At 62.0% G+C, this 19,120-nt stretch carries 18 protein-coding genes and 4 tRNA genes; 10 read left to right on the forward strand and 12 right to left on the reverse strand.

The annotated features are described in order from the left end of the window. Nucleotides 1–8: 8 nt before the first annotated feature. The 9 genes from flgJ to flgB all read right to left on the reverse strand — a co-directional run bounded on the left by flgJ (nucleotide 9) and on the right by flgB (nucleotide 7,506). Nucleotides 9–1,136 (reverse strand): flagellar assembly peptidoglycan hydrolase FlgJ, encoded by a 1,128-nt coding sequence (gene flgJ, locus SPH52_RS10575; RefSeq protein ID WP_411794992.1) that lies wholly within the window; start codon nucleotides 1,134–1,136, stop codon nucleotides 9–11. Further along, nucleotides 1,136–2,233 carry a flagellar basal body P-ring protein FlgI gene (locus SPH52_RS10580; protein WP_411795333.1) on the reverse strand — a complete coding sequence of 366 codons (1,098 nt, stop codon included), beginning with the start codon at nucleotides 2,231–2,233 and terminating at the stop codon, nucleotides 1,136–1,138. Before SPH52_RS10580 ends, flgJ begins: the two co-directional genes overlap by 1 nt. A gap of 55 nt (nucleotides 2,234–2,288) precedes the next feature. Next, a complete protein-coding gene (locus SPH52_RS10585; RefSeq protein WP_411795334.1) occupies nucleotides 2,289–2,954 on the reverse strand; it encodes a flagellar basal body L-ring protein FlgH in 666 nt (221 codons plus the stop codon). 91 nt (nucleotides 2,955–3,045) lie between these two features. Further along, on the reverse strand, nucleotides 3,046–3,828 hold the full coding sequence (gene flgG, locus SPH52_RS10590; RefSeq protein WP_411794993.1) for a flagellar basal-body rod protein FlgG: 783 nt from the start codon (nucleotides 3,826–3,828) through the stop codon (nucleotides 3,046–3,048). Between the two features lie 27 nt (nucleotides 3,829–3,855). Continuing rightward, nucleotides 3,856–4,611: a flagellar basal body rod protein FlgF gene (locus SPH52_RS10595; RefSeq protein ID WP_411794994.1), complete on the reverse strand. Its 756-nt coding sequence runs from the start codon at nucleotides 4,609–4,611 to the stop codon at nucleotides 3,856–3,858. Nucleotides 4,612–4,656: 45 nt separating this feature from the next. Further along, nucleotides 4,657–5,889 (reverse strand): flagellar hook protein FlgE, encoded by a 1,233-nt coding sequence (flgE, locus tag SPH52_RS10600; RefSeq protein ID WP_411794995.1) that lies wholly within the window; start codon nucleotides 5,887–5,889, stop codon nucleotides 4,657–4,659. 69 nt (nucleotides 5,890–5,958) lie between these two features. Next, nucleotides 5,959–6,648 carry a flagellar hook assembly protein FlgD gene (gene flgD / locus SPH52_RS10605; protein ID WP_411794996.1) on the reverse strand — a complete coding sequence of 230 codons (690 nt, stop codon included), beginning with the start codon at nucleotides 6,646–6,648 and terminating at the stop codon, nucleotides 5,959–5,961. 5 nt (nucleotides 6,649–6,653) lie between these two features. Further along, entirely contained in the window at nucleotides 6,654–7,061 is a 408-nt protein-coding gene (gene flgC / locus SPH52_RS10610) for a flagellar basal body rod protein FlgC (protein ID WP_411794997.1), read from the reverse strand. Between the two features lie 31 nt (nucleotides 7,062–7,092). Next, complete coding sequence (gene flgB, locus SPH52_RS10615) at nucleotides 7,093–7,506, reverse strand: flagellar basal body rod protein FlgB (protein ID WP_411794998.1); 414 nt, start codon at nucleotides 7,504–7,506, stop codon at nucleotides 7,093–7,095. A 182-nt stretch (nucleotides 7,507–7,688) separates the two neighbouring features. On the opposite strand from flgB, the gene flgA reads away from it, so the two are divergent. The 3 genes from flgA to SPH52_RS10630 all read left to right on the forward strand — a co-directional run bounded on the left by flgA (nucleotide 7,689) and on the right by SPH52_RS10630 (nucleotide 9,255). Continuing rightward, complete coding sequence (flgA, locus tag SPH52_RS10620) at nucleotides 7,689–8,384, forward strand: flagellar basal body P-ring formation chaperone FlgA (RefSeq protein ID WP_411794999.1); 696 nt, start codon at nucleotides 7,689–7,691, stop codon at nucleotides 8,382–8,384. Between the two features lie 143 nt (nucleotides 8,385–8,527). Further along, nucleotides 8,528–8,809 carry a flagellar biosynthesis anti-sigma factor FlgM gene (flgM, locus tag SPH52_RS10625; RefSeq protein WP_411795000.1) on the forward strand — a complete coding sequence of 94 codons (282 nt, stop codon included), beginning with the start codon at nucleotides 8,528–8,530 and terminating at the stop codon, nucleotides 8,807–8,809. Next, nucleotides 8,806–9,255 carry a flagella synthesis protein FlgN gene (locus tag SPH52_RS10630; protein ID WP_411795001.1) on the forward strand — a complete coding sequence of 150 codons (450 nt, stop codon included), beginning with the start codon at nucleotides 8,806–8,808 and terminating at the stop codon, nucleotides 9,253–9,255. The genes flgM and SPH52_RS10630 overlap by 4 nt, the downstream gene beginning before the upstream one ends. A 242-nt stretch (nucleotides 9,256–9,497) precedes the next feature. Here the strand turns inward: SPH52_RS10630 and SPH52_RS10635 are convergent, their stop codons facing one another. Further along, nucleotides 9,498–11,495 carry a diguanylate cyclase gene (locus SPH52_RS10635; RefSeq protein ID WP_411795002.1) on the reverse strand — a complete coding sequence of 666 codons (1,998 nt, stop codon included), beginning with the start codon at nucleotides 11,493–11,495 and terminating at the stop codon, nucleotides 9,498–9,500. A 276-nt stretch (nucleotides 11,496–11,771) separates the two neighbouring features. Here SPH52_RS10635 and SPH52_RS10640 point away from each other — a divergent pair, with 276 nt between their 5' ends. Next, nucleotides 11,772–13,517, forward strand: coding sequence for a putative bifunctional diguanylate cyclase/phosphodiesterase (locus tag SPH52_RS10640; RefSeq protein ID WP_411795003.1), 1,746 nt, complete (start codon nucleotides 11,772–11,774; stop codon nucleotides 13,515–13,517). Nucleotides 13,518–13,542: 25 nt separating this feature from the next. Here SPH52_RS10640 and SPH52_RS10645 read toward each other — a convergent pair whose 3' ends face one another. After that, nucleotides 13,543–14,964, reverse strand: a complete 1,422-nt coding sequence (locus SPH52_RS10645; protein ID WP_411795004.1) for an amidase — start codon at nucleotides 14,962–14,964, stop codon at nucleotides 13,543–13,545. Nucleotides 14,965–15,283: 319 nt separating this feature from the next. Then, nucleotides 15,284–15,359: transfer RNA gene (locus tag SPH52_RS10650), tRNA-Ala, on the reverse strand. 262 nt (nucleotides 15,360–15,621) lie between these two features. Between SPH52_RS10650 and uvrY the strand changes: the two genes are divergently transcribed. From uvrY to SPH52_RS10680, 6 genes are all read left to right on the forward strand, one after another. Then, nucleotides 15,622–16,272, forward strand: a complete 651-nt coding sequence (uvrY, locus tag SPH52_RS10655; RefSeq protein WP_411795005.1) for a UvrY/SirA/GacA family response regulator transcription factor — start codon at nucleotides 15,622–15,624, stop codon at nucleotides 16,270–16,272. A gap of 46 nt (nucleotides 16,273–16,318) precedes the next feature. Beyond that, a complete protein-coding gene (gene uvrC, locus SPH52_RS10660) occupies nucleotides 16,319–18,133 on the forward strand; it encodes an excinuclease ABC subunit UvrC (protein ID WP_411795006.1) in 1,815 nt (604 codons plus the stop codon). Between the two features lie 69 nt (nucleotides 18,134–18,202). Beyond that, nucleotides 18,203–18,751: a CDP-diacylglycerol--glycerol-3-phosphate 3-phosphatidyltransferase gene (gene pgsA / locus SPH52_RS10665; protein ID WP_411795007.1), complete on the forward strand. Its 549-nt coding sequence runs from the start codon at nucleotides 18,203–18,205 to the stop codon at nucleotides 18,749–18,751. Nucleotides 18,752–18,822: 71 nt separating this feature from the next. Next, a tRNA-Gly gene (locus SPH52_RS10670) sits at nucleotides 18,823–18,897 on the forward strand. A gap of 13 nt (nucleotides 18,898–18,910) precedes the next feature. After that, nucleotides 18,911–18,984: transfer RNA gene (locus tag SPH52_RS10675), tRNA-Cys, on the forward strand. Nucleotides 18,985–19,025: 41 nt separating this feature from the next. Beyond that, nucleotides 19,026–19,112, forward strand: a tRNA-Leu gene (locus SPH52_RS10680). Nucleotides 19,113–19,120: the final 8 nt, after the last annotated feature.

The following is a 19,120-nucleotide window of genomic DNA, read 5'->3' on the forward strand; positions in this document are numbered from 1 at the left end:
AAGCTAAATCAGTAACTGAAGAAGACCAGCGAATCGCCGCGCTGCTGCATCGGCCCCATGCTGTTCATCACCGCTATGAGTTTGTCGGCATAGGCCGGGTCGGTGGCATAGCCGCCCGCCTGCAGCGCCCTGGCTGCCTGCTGGGCATTGCCCGCCGTGGTGACTGCTGCGTAGCGGGGGTTATTGCCGATCAACCGCGCATAGTCGGTAAAGGCTTCCTCGAAGGAGCCATAGACGCGGAAAGTATCGACGACCTGCGTACGCCTGCCGTTGATGTACTCATGAGTGACGATGTCGGTGGTACGTCCCTGCCAGCTGCTGCCGGCCTTGATGCCGAACAGGTTGTAGCTGTTACTGCCATTGGCGGTGGCGATCTCGTGGCGCCCCCAGCCGGTTTCCAGCGCCGCCTGGGCCAGTATCAGCTCGGCCGGCACGCCGGTCTTGCGGCTGGCGGCCTGGGCGGGCGCCGAGAGGCGCTCCATGAAGCGCTGCACGTGCTCGCCTGGCGCTGCATTTGTGCGAGTCCTCTGAGGAGCCGCCAGGTTGCCCGGGGCCGGGGCCGCTGCCTGAGCGGCAGGCACGGCACCGGGCAGCTCGGCATCGAGCGCCGCCATGAAGCCACCACGCACCGCCTCGAGTTCCTCGAGGAAGCTGGCCGGCATCGTTGCCGCTTCTGCCTCACGCGCTGACGCTTCACGCCCGTCGAGGTGCGCGCCCTCCTCTTCACTCGCCGGCTGCAGGGCGTCCTGGAGCACCCTGGGCGTACCACGCGGAATACCGGCGATCAGCTCACCCAGTTCACGGTCGGCCACGCCGGAGCGATTGGTCGATATACCCAGTTGGCCCTCCAGTTGGGCGACGAGATGATCGGCCAGGCCAATGCCACGCCCGGCCATGGTCTGGGCCCACTGCTGGTCGAGCATCGACTGGTAGAACTCGCCCTGCTGGCTGTCGAGCAAGCCCCCCGAAGGGATGGTGTCGCGCATGCTCTTCAGCATCATCTGCAGGAACAGCGCCTCGAACTGCTGGGCGGCACCACGCAGGCCGGCAGCTTCGTCGTTGCGCGCAGTATGCTTGAGCCGCTCGAGTCCCTGAACGTCGAGGGCGAACTGGCTGGTCACGTCCTGGATGCTCATCAGATGATCTCCAGGTCGGCACGCAGCGAGCCGGCCGCCTTGAGCGCTTCCAGAATCGACATGAGATCGCTTGGCGTGGCGCCGAGAGCGTTGAGCGCATTGACCACATCGACCAGATCGGCGCCTTCGACCACGCGCAGGTAGGCGTCCTGCTCCTGGATTTCGATCTCGGTATCGGGCACGACCACGGTTTCGCCCTGGCCGAAGGGCGCCGGCTGGCTGACCAGGAAGCGAGTGTCGATGACGATCGACAGGTTGCCGTGCGCCACAGCAGCACGCCGCAGGGTCACGGCACTGTTCATGACCACCGAGCCGGTGCGCGCATTGAAGATGACCTTGGCCGGCGCTTCCCTGGGCGTAATACGGATGTTCTCCACCTGAGCCATGAAGTTGACCCGGGAGTTGGGATTCATGGGCCCGTCCAGTGCGATGACGCGACCGTCCCGGGCCGCTGCGACCGGACGACCGAACTCGTTGTTGATGGCATTGACCACGAGCTGCGCCGTGCCGAAATCAGCCTGTTTGAGCTCCAGCTCGAGCAAACCCGCATTGGCACCGAGATCCAGCGGCACTTCCCTTTCCACCATGGCCCCGCCGGCAATACGCCCGCCCGCCAGTTGGTTGACCTGTACCGATGCGCCTCCCGCCGCCGCCCCTGCCCCACCCACCAGCAGGTTGCCTTGGGCAATGGCATAGGTATCGCCATCGGCGCCCTTGAGTGGAGTCATCAGCAGCGTGCCACCGCGCAGGCTACGGGCATTACCGATGGAGGAGACATTGATGTCCAGCCGTTGCCCGGGACGTGAGAACGGCGGCAAGTCGGCGGTGACCATGACCGCGGCCACGTTGCGCAGCTGCATGTTGGTGCCCGGCGGCACGGTAATGCCGAGCTGCGACAGCATGTTGGTCAGGCTCTGCCCGGTGAACGGCGCCTGCATGGTCTGGTCGCCTGTTCCATCGAGCCCGACCACCAGGCCATAGCCGACCAGCACGTTGTCGCGCACGCCAGCGAAATTGGCAATCTCGCGAATACGTTCGGCCTGGGCCGGCAGCGCTAGCAGGCACAACCATGCCAGGAGTAGAACTCTTGCTGCCATCGCGGGAAAACGGTTTGGCTTGGTCATCGTGAGAGTCGTCATGATCGCCTCGTTGTCAGAAAGGCGAAATGTTCAGGAAAAAGCGCTGCAGCCAACCCATATGCTGCGCTTCGCTGATATAGCCGTTGCCCACGTACTCGATTCGCGCATCGGCCACGGACGTGGAAGACACGGTATTCTGACCGGTGATGGTGCGCGGATTGACCACGCCGGAGAAGCGTATGAACTCCACCCCCTGGTTGATGGCGATCTGCTTCTCGCCACGCACCCTGAGATTACCGTTGTGCATCACCTCGAGCACCGACACGGTGATGGTACCGGTCATGCTGTTGCTGGCCTGAGAGCCGCCGCCACCGGCGAAGTCGCTGTTCCCGGACATGCTGCCGGATAGATCGATGCCTTGCGCGGCCAGGCGCTCCAGCACATCGGGCAGTGCGGAAAGATCGAGCCCCGCCGAGCCGTTGCGATTCATGTTGGACTGCGCGTTCTTGCTGGCACTGACCTGCTCGTCCAGCACGATGGTGAGAATGTCGCCCACCATGCGCGGACGGCGATCTTCGAACAGCGGCTGCGAGCCACGGTGTGCCTGGTAGATGGAACCATTGGCCATTCGCGGCGGCGGCTCGGCGATATTGATCTGTTCCTGCTCCCCCACCACCGAGGCGCGTGGCACCTGGGCGCAACCGCCCAGGGCCAGCATTGCGATGGCGAAGATCGCCATGGCCACTCGTGCAGCCGACAAAACCGTACCTTTCATTCTCACTCGCTTCCGGCCGAACCGTTCAGGCCAAGATGTTTCGTTGATTCGTCGATCAGAGCTGGCTGAGGCGCGCCAGCATTTCGTCGCTGGTCTGCACGGCACGGCTGTTGATCTCATAGGCCCGCTGGGTCTGGATCATGCTGACCATCTCCTCCACCACGTTGACGTTGGAGGTTTCCACATAGCCCTGGAACAGGCGCCCGGCACCGTTCATGCCCGGCATGGCCTCGTTACGCGGCCCCGAAGAGGTGGTTTCCCGATACAGGTTGCCACCGATGCTCTCGAGGCCCGTCGCGTTGACGAAGGTGGAAATGGTGATCTGGCCCACTTCCAGCGCCTGGTTGACGCCAGGCTGGGTGACGGAGACGATGCCGTCCTCACCGATGGAGATCGACAGGGCGTTGTCGGGGATGATGATGGCCGGCTCCAGCGGGTAGCCATTGGCGGTGACCATCTGGCCGTTCTCGTTGAGCTGGAAGCTGCCATCGCGAGTGTAGGCAGTGGAGCCATCCGGCATCAGCACCTGGAAGAAACCGTTGCCGTTGATCGCCAGGTCACGAGAGTTCTCGGTCTGCTCGAGACTACCCTGGGTGTGCAGGCGCTCGGTGGCAACCGGACGCACGCCGGAGCCGACCTGCATGCCCGACGGCAAGCGGTTCTGCACGTCGTTCTGGGCACCGGGCTGGCGCAGGTTCTGGTAAAGCAGGTCTTCGAACACGGCCCGCGAGCGCTTGAAGCCGTTGGTGCTGACGTTGGCCAGGTTGTTGGAGATGACGTCCAGCTTGACCTGCTGGGACTCCAGGCCGGTCTTGGCCGTCCACAGTGACTTGATCATGATGTTTTTTCCTTGACCCTACGGGCCTCAGCCCTGAAGAGAGAGCAGATTGTTGGCCCGCTGGGCATTTTCGTCGGCAGTGCTGATCACTTTCATCTGCATTTCGTAGCGCCGGGCCACGTCGATCATGGCCACCATGGCCTCCACCGCGCTCACGTTGCTGCCTTCCAGTGCACCGCTGAACACGCGAGCATCCTCGTCGGCCTCCAATGCCGCGACTTCACCCTCTGCATTTGGCGACATACGGAACAAACCGTCGCCGCCGCGCAGCAGGTGCTGATCCGCCGAGACGAGCTTCAGCCGGCCCACGTCGACCAGGGCCTCGGGCCCCTCACCTTCGCCGATGGCACTGAGGGTACCGTCGGCACCGATGGTCACGCTCGAGCCCAGCGGCACGATGATGGGGCCGCCTTCACCGATCACCGGGCGACCCATTACGGTCACCAGGCCATCGCCATCCACCGTGAGGTCGCCGCGGCGAGTGTAGGCCTCGGTACCGTCATCGGCCTGCACGGCGAGCCAGGCATTGCCCTGCAGGGCGACATCCAGTTCACGGCCGGTATGGGTAATGGGGCCGTGGCTGAAGTCGCTGCCCGGAGTGGTCGCGGCTACCGAGACACGGGTCGGCAACGCCCCGTCACCCTGCACCGGCACGGCGCGCATGGCATGCAGTTGGGCACGAAACCCGCTGGTAGAGACGTTGGCCAGGTTGTGGCTGACCACCGACTGCTGGTCCATGCTCTGCTTGGCCCCGCTCATGGCGGTATAGAGGATGCGGTCCATGACTCGGCTCCCTTAGCACTTGGGATAAGCGCTCGGTATCGGCGCTTAGCGCAGGTTGATGGCGGTTTGCAGGAGTTCGTCCTGGGTCTTGATCGTCTGCGAGTTGGCCTGATAGGCCCGCTGCGCCACGATCATGCTCACCAGCTCACGTGCCATGTCGACGTTGGAGGTTTCGATGGCACCCGAGACGATACCGCCCAGCAGGCCGGTACCCGGTGCACCGATCAGCTCCTGGCCCGACTCGTTGGAAGCACGCCAGACGTTGTCGCCGGCGGGCGTCAGACCCTCGGGATTACGGAAGGTAGCCAGGGCAATCTGACCGGCGGGGCGCGACTGCTCGTTGGAGTAGTTGCGCATGATGGTGCCGTCTTCGTTGATGGTGATCCCCACCAGGGTACCGGAGGTGTAGCCGTTCTGGGTCAGGCTGCTGACGGTAGAGGTATTGCCGAACTGGGTGGAGCCGGCCAGGTTGAGGTCGAATTCCAGATCGTTCGTACCACCCCCAAGATAAGTGGCCGAATCGAACGTGATGCCAAAGGTGCCGTTCGCAGGCGTGACCAATTGACCGTTGGCATTGAATACAAGATTGAACTCTTGAGGGTTGGCACCATCCATCAGTGCCTGCCCATCCAGGGTCATCTTGGCAGTCCACTGGTTGGCACCGACTTTTTCGTAGTAGACAGTGACATTGCGCGGGTTACCCAGCGAGTCGTAAACGGTGAAGTTATTGGAGTAGTGGTAGTCGATTTCCTGGCCGTTATTGGTTTCGACGCTGCTCATGTCCTCACCCAAAACCTTGCGCGCATCCAGGTTGATGGTGGTGCCGACACGAGTAGTAGCACTGGCAGCCAGTTCCTCGGCTGAGACGTTCAGCGGTACCGGCTGGCCACCCACCTGCACCTGGCCGGCGGCATTGAGGCCGTAGCCCATGATCCGGAAGCCCTGAGCGTTGATCAGGTTGCCGTCCGAGGTCATGGTCAACTGGCCGTTGCGCGAATAGACCACTTCACCGCTGCTGTCCATGAATCGGAAGAAGCCGTTCCCGGCGACCGCCAAGTCCAGGCCGCGGTTGGTTGATTCGATATTGCCTTCATTGAAGTTCTGCAGTACGGACGAGACTCGCGTGCCCAGGCCCACTTTCGAGTTGGCAAAGACATCGGAGAATTGGACGCTGGAGCCCTTGAAGCCCACGGTCTGGGAGTTGGCGATGTTGTTACCGATCGCCCCCAGCTTCTGCGCCTGGGAGTTCAGGCCGCTCAATGCTTGTGAAAAACTCATTTTTCGTTCCTCTGCCTACCGGCTGAATGTGCCGCTATGCGCGGTTCTTTTAGTGTCAGTGAATGAAATTCAAAGGATCTGCTTGACCTGGTCGAGAGTGACCTGGCCATAGACGGCGCCCAGGTCCAGCCTCACGCCCCCATTCTTGTCGGGTGGCGTCACTCCGCCTACCACGGCGTAGTTGAGCGTGGTGGCATTCACCGTCTTGTCACCGCTGGTGGCCTCGATGCGCACGCGATAGGAGCCCGAGACGGCGGCTTCACCCTCGCTGGTGCGGCCGTCCCAGGTGAAGGATTCCACCCCGGCCTTGACCGACCCGATATCGTAGCGGTTGATCACCTGACCGCTGGCGTTGGTGATCACGATGCTCACGTTGTCGGCCGACTGGGGCAGCTCGATGCCGAACGGAGTGGTATGCAGTTCACCATCCTCACCGTGCTCGAGCAGCAGACGATCGCCCGGTATCAGCACGCCCTGCCCGATCAGGGCGGTCGCCTGCAGGGTCTGACCGGCGTTCATCTGCTCGGTGATCTCCTTCATGGTCTTGTTGAGATCCTCGATGCCGCTGACGGTGTTGATCTGTGCCAGCTGCGTGGTCATCTCATGGTTGTCCATGGGATTGAGCGGATCCTGATGCTGCATCTGCGCGATCAACAGCGTCATGAAGTTGTTGCGCAGCTCGGCGGACTGGCTGGCATCACGATGGGAGTTGCCCGCGTTCATGCGCGAAATGACGTTGGTATCGATGGTATTGGACATTGCGATCAACCCTCGCCCAGCGTGAGTGTCTTGAGCATCATCTGTTTGCTGGTGTTCATGACCTCGACGTTGGCCTGATAGGAGCGCGATGCCGAGATCATGTTGACCATCTCATGCACTGGCTCGACGTTGGGCATGGCAACATACCCATCCTCATTGGCCAGCGGGTGCTCCGGCCGATACTCCATACGCAAGGGCGAGGGATCCTCGACTACCTCGCGAACGCCGACACCACCAATGCCGTGGCCACCCTGCAGGCGCGCCTCGAACAGCACCTGCTTGGCCCGATAGGGTTGGCCATCCGGACCGGCCACGCTATCGGCGTTGGCCAGGTTGCTGGCAGTGACGTTCATACGCTGCGACTGGGCGCTCATGGCCGAGCCGGCGATATCGAACACGGAAAACATCGACATGGTATGATCTCTCTCCGTCTATTCCGGTCTGTTATTCCGGCTGCATGGCGTTCTTCAGCCCCTGGATGCGGCTGTTCATGATGGTCAGCGCCGCCTGGTAGCGCACGGCGTTGTCGGCGAACTGGGTACGCTCGCGATCCATGTCCACGGTGTTGCCATCCAGACTCGGCTGGTCGGGAACGCGATAGAGCAGATCGTTGCGGGGCGTCGCCATGGCCTGGCCCGACAGGTGCCGTTCGGAGGTACGGGCAAGCGACAGCCCGCCACCGGCGGAACGCCCGTGCTCGACTGCCTTCTTGAGCTCACTGGCAAAATCGATGTCGCGCGCCTTGTAGTTCGGCGTATCGGCGTTGGCAATATTGCTCGCCAGGACCTGGTGGCGCTGCTGGCGCAGGCCCAGCGCCTGCTGGTGGTAATTAAAGGCGGCCTCGAGCTGGTCGATCATGCCGGCACTCCCCGTGCGAACCAGATGGATGACATGCGGAACTTCTTGAGGTTGAAGAATAGCGATGCCCCTGTCATTTCAATGGCAGGAACAGGCCGGTTTTCCTCGTTCATTTCCACTATTTCAGCCAGGTGCGGCCAGCTAGAATCCTGCCATTACCCCACGCTGGACGGCCTTGCCTCATGCGCTTGACTCACCTCGCCCCGCTGTTGCTGTCGCCGCTGTCGTTGGCCGGCCTGCTGGCGGTTCCTGCAGCCTCGGCCGACGACATCGAGCTGCTGCAAGCCGTACACGGCTTCCTGCACGAAGAAGCCAGTGCGCTGGGCGACGAGTTCATCATCGAATTGCGCCCTCCTTCCGCCAGGCTACCCGTCTGTGAATCCCCCCAACCTTTCCTCACGCGCCCGGGCGAAGCTCCTCTTGGCCGTGTCTCCGTCGGTGTACGCTGTGGCAGCGATGGACGACAGGTACGCTACCTGCAGGCAGAAGTCGGTGTGATGGGTGAGTATCCGGTACTCGGCGCTCCGCTCACCGCGGGAGAGGCTGTGCGCCGCGACCATCTGATCATGCACTCGGGCAATCTCGCCGAGCTGCCAAACCGGACCTTGCTGGACGTCGACCAGATCGTCGGCCAGGTGGCGACGCGCGCGCTCAGTCCCGGGCAGCCCTTGCAGGCCCACCAATTCCGCAGCCTGCCGCTGGTGGAGAGAAATCAACGTGTCGTGGTCGAGGCCAGGGGCGCAGCATTTCGCATTTCACGAGAGGGACAGGCGCTGGAACCGGGCGGACTCGGCGACCGAATCCGGGTTCGTTTCGATAGCCGGGAAGTCGTGACGGCAGAGGTGGTCGGAGAGGGTGTCCTTGTCGTAGACTTCTGACACTGACCGCTGCGCGCCGACGAATGCACACGAGAATGACACGCGCATGTCCACCTGGGAAACTTGGGCCGCAAAAAAAGGCCTAAAGTTATCCAGCACGCTGCCGATAGCAGGTGAAAGCATCCGGTCATGAGGCCTTTATCGTGAAGATCAACAGCCAGAACCCCCTGACTCGCCCGACGCAGACGACTCCGCGCGAGGAGACTCAGCCAGTCAAGGGCGCCACTCCCGCTGGGCGGCAGGAACCCGGCCCGTCAGCGGCCACCCACCTCAGCCAGAAGGCTGCCGATAGCTCGCGTGACATCGACATGGCGCGGGTCGAGGAAATTCGTGAGGCCATTCGCGACGGACGGCTGGAAATCCGTGCCGACCGTATTGCCGATGCGCTGATCGAATCGCTGGCAGCGGAGAGCCGCGGGGAATGAGCCTGGCAAAACTTCTTCAGGAACAGCAGCAACGCCTCGACGGCGTCATCGAACTGCTCCGGCACGAACGCACCCTGCTGGCCGATGCGGAGATCGATGGCAATGGGCTCAGCGAGCTCGCCTCACGCAAGCAGGCGCTACTCGCGAAACTGGAAGCCAGCGAAACACTGCGCCAAGGCGTACAGCAACGTCTGGGCTATGCCAGCGGGGCGGATGGTGCACGCCAGGCAGCGGCCGACGCCGGCTGCGAACCTGCCTGGAGCCACACCTTGGAACTGACCCGCGAAGCCCAGCGCCTCAATGCACTGAACGGCAAGCTGGTTGAACTGCGCATGGAGCAGAACACACGGCTGCTGACATTCATTCACCAGGCCGCGGAGAAGACCGTCTATCGCTCCAGCGGACGAGTTGCCGCTCAATCGGGGCGCATCAACGCCTCGGTCTGACGTTACTGGCGACCTCAAGCCATACCGCACTACTTCTCGCAAAATCCCCTTTTTCCAACTCTCGCGAGAGCCCTCACCATGCTCTCGCAAGACCAACCAACGATTCAGTCTATCGCGGCCAGCCAGCGGTCGCGCTGCGTGTCCAAAGGCCGGTACAGCGACAATAATCCCTGCGTAACCTCAGCAGACCTCACCCGCTTCAAGCCCATTCCAACCTGCTCAAGCCCAACCTCGCCTACCCGCTACCACAGGCTGTCGATCAGGTCGTCATCGAAGGTGGTGATCACCACGTTATTGCGCCCATTGGCCTTGGCCTTGTAGCTTGCCTCATCGGCACGAGCCAGCACGGTTTCGGCCAATTCGTCGCCCTCCTGCAGCGCCGTGACCCCCATGCTGAGCGTGATGTTGTAGACCCTGCCCTCATTGGTCACAGTGACCTCGGACACCGCGCGACGCAGGGATTCAGCGATCTCACCTGCCTGCTTGAGCGTACAGCTGGGCAACAGGACGGCGAACTCATCCCCGCCCTGGCGGGCAACGTGATCGCTGCGTCGCACTTCCCAGGCGACCACCTGAGCGACTCGCCGCAGCATCTCGTCACCCAGGGCGTGACCACCTTCATCGTTGATCGGTTTGAAATGATCGAGATCGAACAGGACCAGCACCGAGGGAGTGCCGGTCTTGGCATATTCAGCCAGCGCCTCCTCCAGGCGTCGCTCGAAGCCTCGCCGGTTGAGCAGCCCGGTCAAGGGGTCGTGCTCGGCCTCCCAGCGTTGCAGCGCTTCCTGCTGCCGCCGCTCGGTAATGTCCTTGACCATGCCCACGAAGCCCAGCGACTCTCCATTGCCCAGTACCTGACTGGCATGCATTTCGACCCAGAGCGTCACCCCATCCTGGTGGAGGAAGCGCAGTTGACGCACGAAGTCGCTGCCGGTCGCCAGAGTATGGCGCCACATGTCCTCGGTGCCCTGCTTGTCGGCGGGATGAATACGCTCCCACCACTCCATTGCGCCACGTACCGCATCGAGCCCCAGCAGCTCGAGCAGCGCAGGATTCAAGTAGTTGAGGCGACCCTTCAGGTCCGCCACGAACATGCCGATGGGCGTCGAACCCAATACCGCATCGAGGAATGCCTGGCGATCGCGCATATGTTCAAGCGCTGCCAGTCGCTCGTGCTCGAGCCTATTGAAGCTGCTGGCCACCTGACTCAACTCATGCATGCTGGTTGAGAGTTCGAGGTAGCGCCTCTCACCCGCTCCCACCTGGGCGATCTGCCGCTCGAGCCGATGCAAGGGGCGCAGCAAGCGCCTGACCAGCAAACGCATGGTGATCAGCAACATTACGGCCAGAACCGCCCAGGCCCACCACAGCCGAGCAAGGAAATCAGCTAGCGGCACCCGGACTTGAGCCTGGGGCACCGCCACCTTGACGATCCAGCTCGCCGGCCAGATCTGGCGATACGCCATGAGGGTTGGGGTACCGCCACTTCCTTGGGCGATCGTCTCACCTTGCCAGCCGTCCAGGGCGAGCTGCAGCATCGCAGCATCAGTGAAAGTTTCCTCTTGAGTGGCCAACAGCTGGCGCCGCGGGTGGAAGAGCTGTTCGCCGCTTGCGGTAAGCACCGACACGTAGCCATCCTCACCCAAGCGGATTCTCTCCAACCGGCGGAACAGGCCACCGTGAGTGAGATTGATCATGCCTCCCACCACACCGGCAAAGTCCCCTTGCTCATCGAAGCGAGGCACCAGCATGAGCACCAGAGAATCGCCACTCGCCCTGCCGATGAAGGGCTGGCTCACATACGGCCATGGCGAATGACGAATCAGGCGAAAATATTCCGTGTCGCCGGTTTCGAGCCCTACCCGCCCGGGTACGATGGGCCAGTCCGCAACGACACGACCATCGGCGTCGGTTATCATGAGGCCCTCGAACCACTCCAGCAGCACCTGGCTGTTCGCCAACCGGGACGGCAGCTCCTCCGCCTCCGCACCTCGCATGCTCTGCTCAAGCCGTTTCAACACGCTCAGCCTACCCTCGACCTGCTCGGTCAGGTCATCGGCGATCAGTTGGGATTCGTAGCGCAGATGGGCGAGATTGACGTCATCGACGAGCCCTTTGCCGAACAGCCAGGCCAGCGCCAGTACGATGCCGACAATCACAAGCCAGGTCATGGCCAGCCCGGCAAGCAGGCGTCCTTGCAACGAGCAGAGCGAGCGAGCCAGGGACGCGATAGATGCCATCACGTGCAAGAAGATTCCCCTTGGTCGAGGTAAACGGCCTGTCAGTTCAGCTTACAGTGTGCGCCGCCTTCCCCTGGCAGGCCCGCAAGGAAGCAGGAAAGTTACTTCGTTATCGGCATGCCCGAAGCGAACTTGAGACCTGGAAACGCATCAAAGCATGTTAACCAACATGGCAAGTGCGCCCCTCAACGCAAGAAGGCGCCGAGCTCAAGTCCCGATCAAAAGGGCCGATAAAGAGCGAATTGACGTAAATTTGAATCTACCGAAGCCATCCAGATGACCCATAAAGGTAACCGCCCCCCGGGCAAGCACGTGCACCTCCTTGCCCAGCATCCGGCCCGGCTGATTCAGCATGCCTTCGAGCAGAGCCAGACCGGCATGGCCATCACCGATGGTGATGGGCTTATCCTGCGGGTCAATGACGCCTTCTGCCGCATCGCCGGCAGCGATAGAAGCGAAACGACCGGCTGGCCGATCGAGCACTTTTACGTTTCTGTACGCTCTCCTTCGCATCTGCCGATTACTGTGGATGCCACACCGGACCTGGCGCGCTCCTGGCAGCAGGAGGTGCTCTGCCGTCGAGCCGATGGCGAGTCGGTACCGGTACTGATGACGGTCGATTCCCTACTCGACGAGGAGCAGCAGCCACGCCACCTTCTCCATACCTTCATCCAGCTCACCACCTCCAACGGTGAAGTACTCGACGATCGTCACTGGATACACATCGACCCCATGACCGGGCTGCCCAACTGGCTGTTGTTGCGGGATCGCCTGAATCATGCCCTGGCCCAGGCCGAGCGCGCCGATACCACGCTTGCGCTGCTGTTCATCGATATCGATCGGTTCAAAGCCATCAACGATGCGGTAGGCCATATCGAAGGCGATCGCATACTGGGCGAACTGGCCCAACGCCTGCAGCGTGAGGTGCGCAGCAAGGATACCCTGGCAAGGCTCGGCAGTGACCAGTTCGTGGTGCTACTGGAAAAGGATGGAGCCGCCGAGTCGGCACAGTTGGTAGCGGAACGCTTGCAGGAAGCGCTGGAACCGCCTTTCACCTCGGGGGATCGCTACCTGCTGATGACGACATCGATCGGTATAGCGCTTTATCCCACCGATGCGCAGGATGTCGAGACATTGATATCGGCAGCACGCAGCGCCATGTTCATCGCACGCAAGAAGGGACCCGGTCACCTGGCTTTCGTCGACCGTCGGCTGACGGCTCAGCTCAAGGAGAAGTACCAGCTCGAGAGCCTGCTCAGCGAAGCCATTCATCTACCGGATCAGCACTTCATCCTGCACTACCAACCGGAGTTCGATCGCAGTGAGCTGCGCTGCACGGGTATAGAAGTCGTGCTGCGCTGGAAACATCCCAAGCGCTGGCAGCATTCTCCCGGGCGTTATCTCGACATGATCGCTCGCCTGGGGCTCGGGGTGCGGCTCAACCGCTGGATGATTCAGACGGCGGTCGCCGATCATCGTCAATGGCATGACACCGGCTCCCCCCTGGGCAAGCTATCGGTTTCCATTCACCTGTGCGAAGCGCACCTGGCACACGATACGTTCGACCGCCGACCGCTGGACCACTTCCTGCGTCATCAGAAAGTGAACTCCTTCGAGTGGCTGACGCTGAAGGTCCCCGTCCAGGGACTTGGCAACGACCTGGACAAGGCAACCCATCTGCTCAAACGGCTCGAACAGCTCGGCATCCGTCTCGCGGTGGAAGGACTCGGCAATGGTCCTATCGATCTCGTCTGGCTGTCTCGCCTGCCCTTCCACAAGGCCACCATCGATGCCCGACTGGCCGGTATCCACCATGAAGGGCGACGCCTGGTGGAGGCGTCGTGCCGCATGCTGAACGCCCTCGACATCGAACCCGTGCTGGTCGGCATTGACGATGAAAATCTGGCGTCCGGCGTGGAGACCGTCTCTGCACGTCTCGTGCAGGGCCGCCTGTATTGTTCACCCATGGCCGCAGAGGTGTTGGCGCAATGGCTAGAGGAGCATGGGCCCGCCGACAAATGATGCAGACACCGCTTCGGCCACGACGTTACGCCGAGCTGTCGCGAGCCAGATCTAGCTCATCGGGGAACACTGGTGGAAAGGCTGATAGATACGCATGGCTGGCCCGCAATACCCGTGCATCGTCGTGCTTGCCTCCCGCCAACTGGAACCCCACGGGCAGACCATCCGGCGTGAAACCGCAGGGAACGGAGGCGGCCGGTTGCTGGCTGAGATTGAAGGGATAAGAGAACGGCGCCCACTCCTCCCAGTCACGCATGCCACTCCCCGGAGGGACATCCTGATAGAGGGGAAAGGGACGTACTGCCACCGAAGGCGTCATTATCAGGTGGTAGCGCTGGTTGAAGTGTTCGAGCCTCTCAGTCAAACGCGCTCTTTCCTGGAGGGCATAGAACATGTCCAGGGCGCTCAACTGCTCCGCCCGCTTCGCATCCGCCACCATGCCAGGGTCGAGCAGCCGCCGCTGGCGCTCGTTATGCTCCCGATACACCGCAAGCGAGGCAGTAAACCAGAGTGTGTTGAAGGTGCGAATCGGCGACTCGAAGCCCGGATCCACTTCTTCCACAACGGCGCCGAGTTCCTCCAGGCGATGCGCGGCTTGACGTACGCACTCGGCAACCGCGGGCTCTACCCGGGCATAGCCCAACGTGGGCGAGAAGGCGATCCGCATGCCCGCTATCCCATGCCCGATCCCCTCTCCCCAATCGACGGGCTGCCCACGCAAGGCATAGGGATCACGATAGTCGTAGCGGCCGATTACATTGAGCATGCGCGCCGCATCGGAAACGGTTCGCGTCAGCGGCCCCAAGTGGGAGAGCGAAGCTTCCTTGGATCGCGGCCACTCCGGCACCCAACCGAAGGTGGGCTTGAAACCGAACACGCCGCAGAATGCAGCGGGTATGCGGATCGAGCCGCCGGAATCTCCGCCCTGATGCAGCACGCCCATGTTGAGGGCCGCTGCCACCGCCGCGCCTCCCGACGATCCCCCCGGCGTCAACCCTGTATCCCATGGGTTGGCCGTGGCACCGAAGATACGATTGTCGGTAATGGCCTTCCAGCCGAATTCCGGCGTATTGGTCTTGCCCAGGATCACAGCACCAGCCTCGCGCAGCAGGCGTGCTGGCGGAGAGTCCCATTCACAGGGGGCATTCGATTCCGTCAGCGATCCCTTACGAGCCGGCAGTCCGACAGATTCAGTCAAATCCTTCAACGAGACGGGAATACCATCGATGCGGCTCAGCGGATACCCTTGACGCCAGCGCTCAGCCGAAGCCTCGGCGGCAGCTTCCGCGCCCTCCCCGTCGACGACCACGTAAGCATTGACGCTATCGTTGAAGCGATCGATACGCTCGAGTGCGGCTCTCGTTGCTTCCACGGGCGAGGCCGCACCGCTTTCGAAAAGCCGGCGCAGCTGGCCCGCATCCATGGTGCCCAGATCGGTATCGCTCACAAGAACCTCCGTTTTTCCAGTGAGACCTCTTACGATTGTGGGTAAAACCCGCCAGGAAGGGCAAATGGGCCGAACGCCTGCAAGGCCCAGGTCAAATCGTCAACCCAACCACATGCGCAGCGAGCGAAAGCATCCGCCGATGCCCCGTTACCACCCAAGTGACCATGATGATCAGCCCCCATCGATGGGGTATGGGGTGAGGGCTATGGGAAGGAGGGTACGGAAAGAATGCGGTAGGAAAAGCTACCGCGGCATCGACGATGCACACGAAAAAGCCGCTTGGCGCGATGCACCAAGCGGCTGATTCTTCAAAGCTTGTTGGTGGAGCCTAGCGGGATCGAACCGCTGACCTCAACACTGCCAGTGTTGCGCTCTCCCAGCTGAGCTAAGGCCCCAAGTGTTCCCGCCCTGCGAGAACGAGGCATATCGTACCTACCGCACCAAGGCCCGTCAATAGCACCACGCAAGATCTCTCCCTGCGTTGATGAGAAGCGGAAATTGAGATGCTCGTTCAATTTCCCTGGCTCGATGACTGTGGCAAGCTTGCTCCTGAAAGCTAAGGGTTCTATGCCATCAAGAGCCGGACCCGAGTTCAAGCTCCGCTGCGACTGCTTGTTCGTCGTCGCCAGCTATCCGTAATGACGAGGAATGTCAGCCTTGATCAAGGTGCTCATTGTCGATGACCATCATCTGGTTCGCACCAGTCTTGCTCGCCTGCTCGAGAACGAAGAGGACTTGGATGTCGTGGGCGAAGCCGCCAGCGGTGAGGAAGCTATTACCCTATGCCGGCAGCTCGAACCGGATGTAATACTGATGGACCTGCGCATGCCGGGCATCGGCGGCCTTGAAGCAACGCGCAAGATCATGCGCAACAACACCGACGTGCGCATCCTGGCACTGACCGGTTTCATGGAAGACAACTTTGCCCAGCGCATGCTCGATGCCGGCGCTGGCGGCTTCATCAGCAAGGATACCCAGGTACCAGACATGGTCGACGCTATCCGCAGCGTATTCGCCGGCCACCGCTACATCAGTCCTGACATCGCCCAGCGCCTGGTGCTTTCCCGCTTCGACTCGGAAGAGAATCCGTTCGACAAGCTCTCGCAGCGCGAGTTGCAGGTCGCCATGATGATCGTCAACTGCCAACGGGTTTCGGAAATTTCCGACCGGTTGTTCCTCAGCCCCAAGACCGTGAACACCTATCGCTACCGGATCTTCGAGAAGCTCGGTGTCGAGACGGACGTGGAGCTGACACACCTGGGACTGAAGCACGGACTGGTCGAAGGGTTCGACACCACCCCCAACTGAACCGGCTTCTGGTAAGCTATGGCAGCACGTCATTTCGCAGGACGCCATGAGCTTCGATTCACGCCAGTTCCTCGCCAATCTCACCCAGTCTCCGGGCATCTACCGCATGCTGGACGAGCGCGGCGACACGCTCTACGTGGGCAAGGCCAAACGCTTGAAGGCCCGCCTGGCCAGCTATTTTCGCGGTGCGCTCAACACCAAGACCCAGGCCATGGTATCCAGGATCACGGATGTCCAGGTCACGGTGACGCGCAGCGAGATCGAGGCTCTGTTGCTCGAGCAGACCCTGATCAAGGAGCTGCGGCCGCCCTACAACATTCTGCTGCGCGACGACAAGTCGTACCCCTTCGTGTTCGTCAGTGATCGCCACCCCTACCCCGCGCTCGAATACAAGCGTGCCCGCAGGCGCCACGACGATGGGCGCTATCTGGGCCCCTATCCGAGCAGTGGCGCGGTACGGGAAAGCCTCTCGCTGATGCAGAAGATCTTTCGCATACGCAACTGTGAGGACAGCGTCTTCTCGCACCGCACGCGCCCGTGCCTGCAGTATCAGATCCAGCGCTGCAGTGCACCCTGTGTCGGCTATATCGGCGAAGCCGACTATCGACGCGACCTGGAGCATGCGGTGATGTGCCTTCAAGGCCGCAGTGAGCAAGTCACCCAAGAGCTGACCGAGGCCATGGAGGCAGCCAGCCGCAACCTGGCATTCGAGGATGCCGCCCGGCTGCGCGACCAGATACAGCATCTGCGCCAGTTGCAACAGCGCCAGTTCGTCGACACAGAAGGCGGCGATGCGGATGCCTTTGCCCTGGCCGAGCGCGAGGGCGCACTGTGCATTTCGGTTCTGGCGGTGCGTCAGGGGCGGTTACTGGGCGCCCGTCACCACTCACCGGACAATGGCCTGGGACTCGAACCCTCGGAGCTGCTGGGCGAATTCGTCAGCCAGTATTATCTTGGCCAGGAACGCGAGATCCCTCGTGAGGTGATCACCAGCCTGTCACTCCCCGACAGCGACATCCTTGAAAGCGCACTGAGCAGCCGTGCCGAGCGGCGCGTACGCGTGACCCACAGCGTTCGCGGCCACCGCAGCCAATGGCTCGAGCTGGCGCGCACCAACGCCGAGCAGCAGCTGACCAGCCGCCTGGCCAGCCAGAGCGAGCTCGACCGGCGCTTCGACTCCCTGCAGAAGGCCCTGGCACTGGAGACCTCCCCGGCGCGGCTCGAGTGCTTCGACATCAGTCACAGTCACGGCGAGGCGACCGTGGCGTCCTGCGTGGTATTCGACCGCAACGGCCCGCGCAAATCAGATTATCGTCGCTTCAATATCGAAGGGGTCACTGCCGGTGACGATTACGCCGCCATGCGCCAGGCGCTGAGCCGACGCTTTCGTCGCCTCTCAGAGGGCGAAGGAGTCGCCCCGGACATCCTGCTGCTGGATGGCGGCAAGGGCCAACTCAACCTTGCGCGCGAGGTTCTCGGTGAACTGGGGCTCGATACGATACGACTGCTCGGTGTGGCCAAGGGCACCACGCGCAAGGCCGGTCTCGAGACGCTGTTCCTCGAAACCATCGATTGCACCCTCGACCTGCCCGCAGCATCACCGGCCCTGCACCTGATCCAGCACGTGCGCGACGAGGCCCATCGCTTTGCCATCACCGGGCACCGTAACCGGCGCGACAAGGCCCGCCGTAGCTCCGCCCTCGAAGACATCGAAGGCATCGGTCCCAAGCGCCGCCGGGAACTGCTGCGTTTCTTCGGCGGGCTTCAGGGCGTCAAGCAGGCCAGCCGTGAGGAACTGGCCCGCGTCCCCGGCATCAGCGCCACTCTGGCGGAGACGATTCATCGCTCCCTGCATGGATGATGGCGCCCGGTGCAGATAGAATGGGCCCACTTCGGCTTTCCTGATCCCAAGGCAAGGACTCCCCGTCACATGAACATCCCCAACATCCTGACGCTGGCACGAATCGCCTTCATCCCGCTGCTGGTGGTGTTCTTCTATCTCCCTTATTCCTGGAGCATGCCGGTTGCGGCAGGCCTGTTCGCTCTGGCCTCAGTCACCGACTGGCTTGATGGCTACCTGGCACGACGCTGGGATCAGTCCACACCCTTCGGTGCCTTCCTCGACCCTGTGGCGGACAAGTTGATGGTGGCCGTAGCCCTGGCCCTGCTCATCGAGCGCTTCGACAGCATCTGGCTGACTCTGCCGGCGCTGGTGATCATCGGGCGTGAAATAGTGATCTCGGCGCTGCGCGAATGGATGGCAGAGATGGGCAAACGCGGCAGCGTGGCCGTTTCCTGGTTGGGCAAAGTCAAGACCACCCTGCAGATGATCGCCCTGCTGCTGCTACTGGCCTTTGCACCCGGCACCCAACTCTCCCTGCTCGGGGTCGCCACCTTGCACATCGCCGCCATCATGACGCTCTGGTCCATGTTGATGTACCTTCGCGCGGCCTGGCCCCACCTGTCTCGCGCGATGTAGACGGGCATCATCCAACGCCAACAAGTGATTGACAGTAACGAGCTTATCCGTATAATTTGCACTCGAGTCGAGCGGGAATAGCTCAGTGGTAGAGCATCGCCTTGCCAAGGCGAGGGTCGGGAGTTCGAATCTCCTTTCCCGCTCCAAACGACTCTTTGAGGCTGGATGGCAGAGTGGTCATGCAGCGGACTGCAACTCCGTGTACGCCGGTTCGATTCCGACTCCAGCCTCCATTTCTTGGCCCCTTTCAGCTCTGCCTGCTCGAAACCGTGCCGCCCGGATGGCGAAATTGGTAGACGCAAGAGACTTAAAATCTCTCGGTGGTAACACCGTGCCGGTTCGAGCCCGGCTCCGGGCACCAAGCTCTTC

The sequence above is a fragment of the Halomonas sp. A29 genome (assembly GCF_046723295.1).
Taxonomy (GTDB): Bacteria; Pseudomonadota; Gammaproteobacteria; order Pseudomonadales; family Halomonadaceae; genus Halomonas.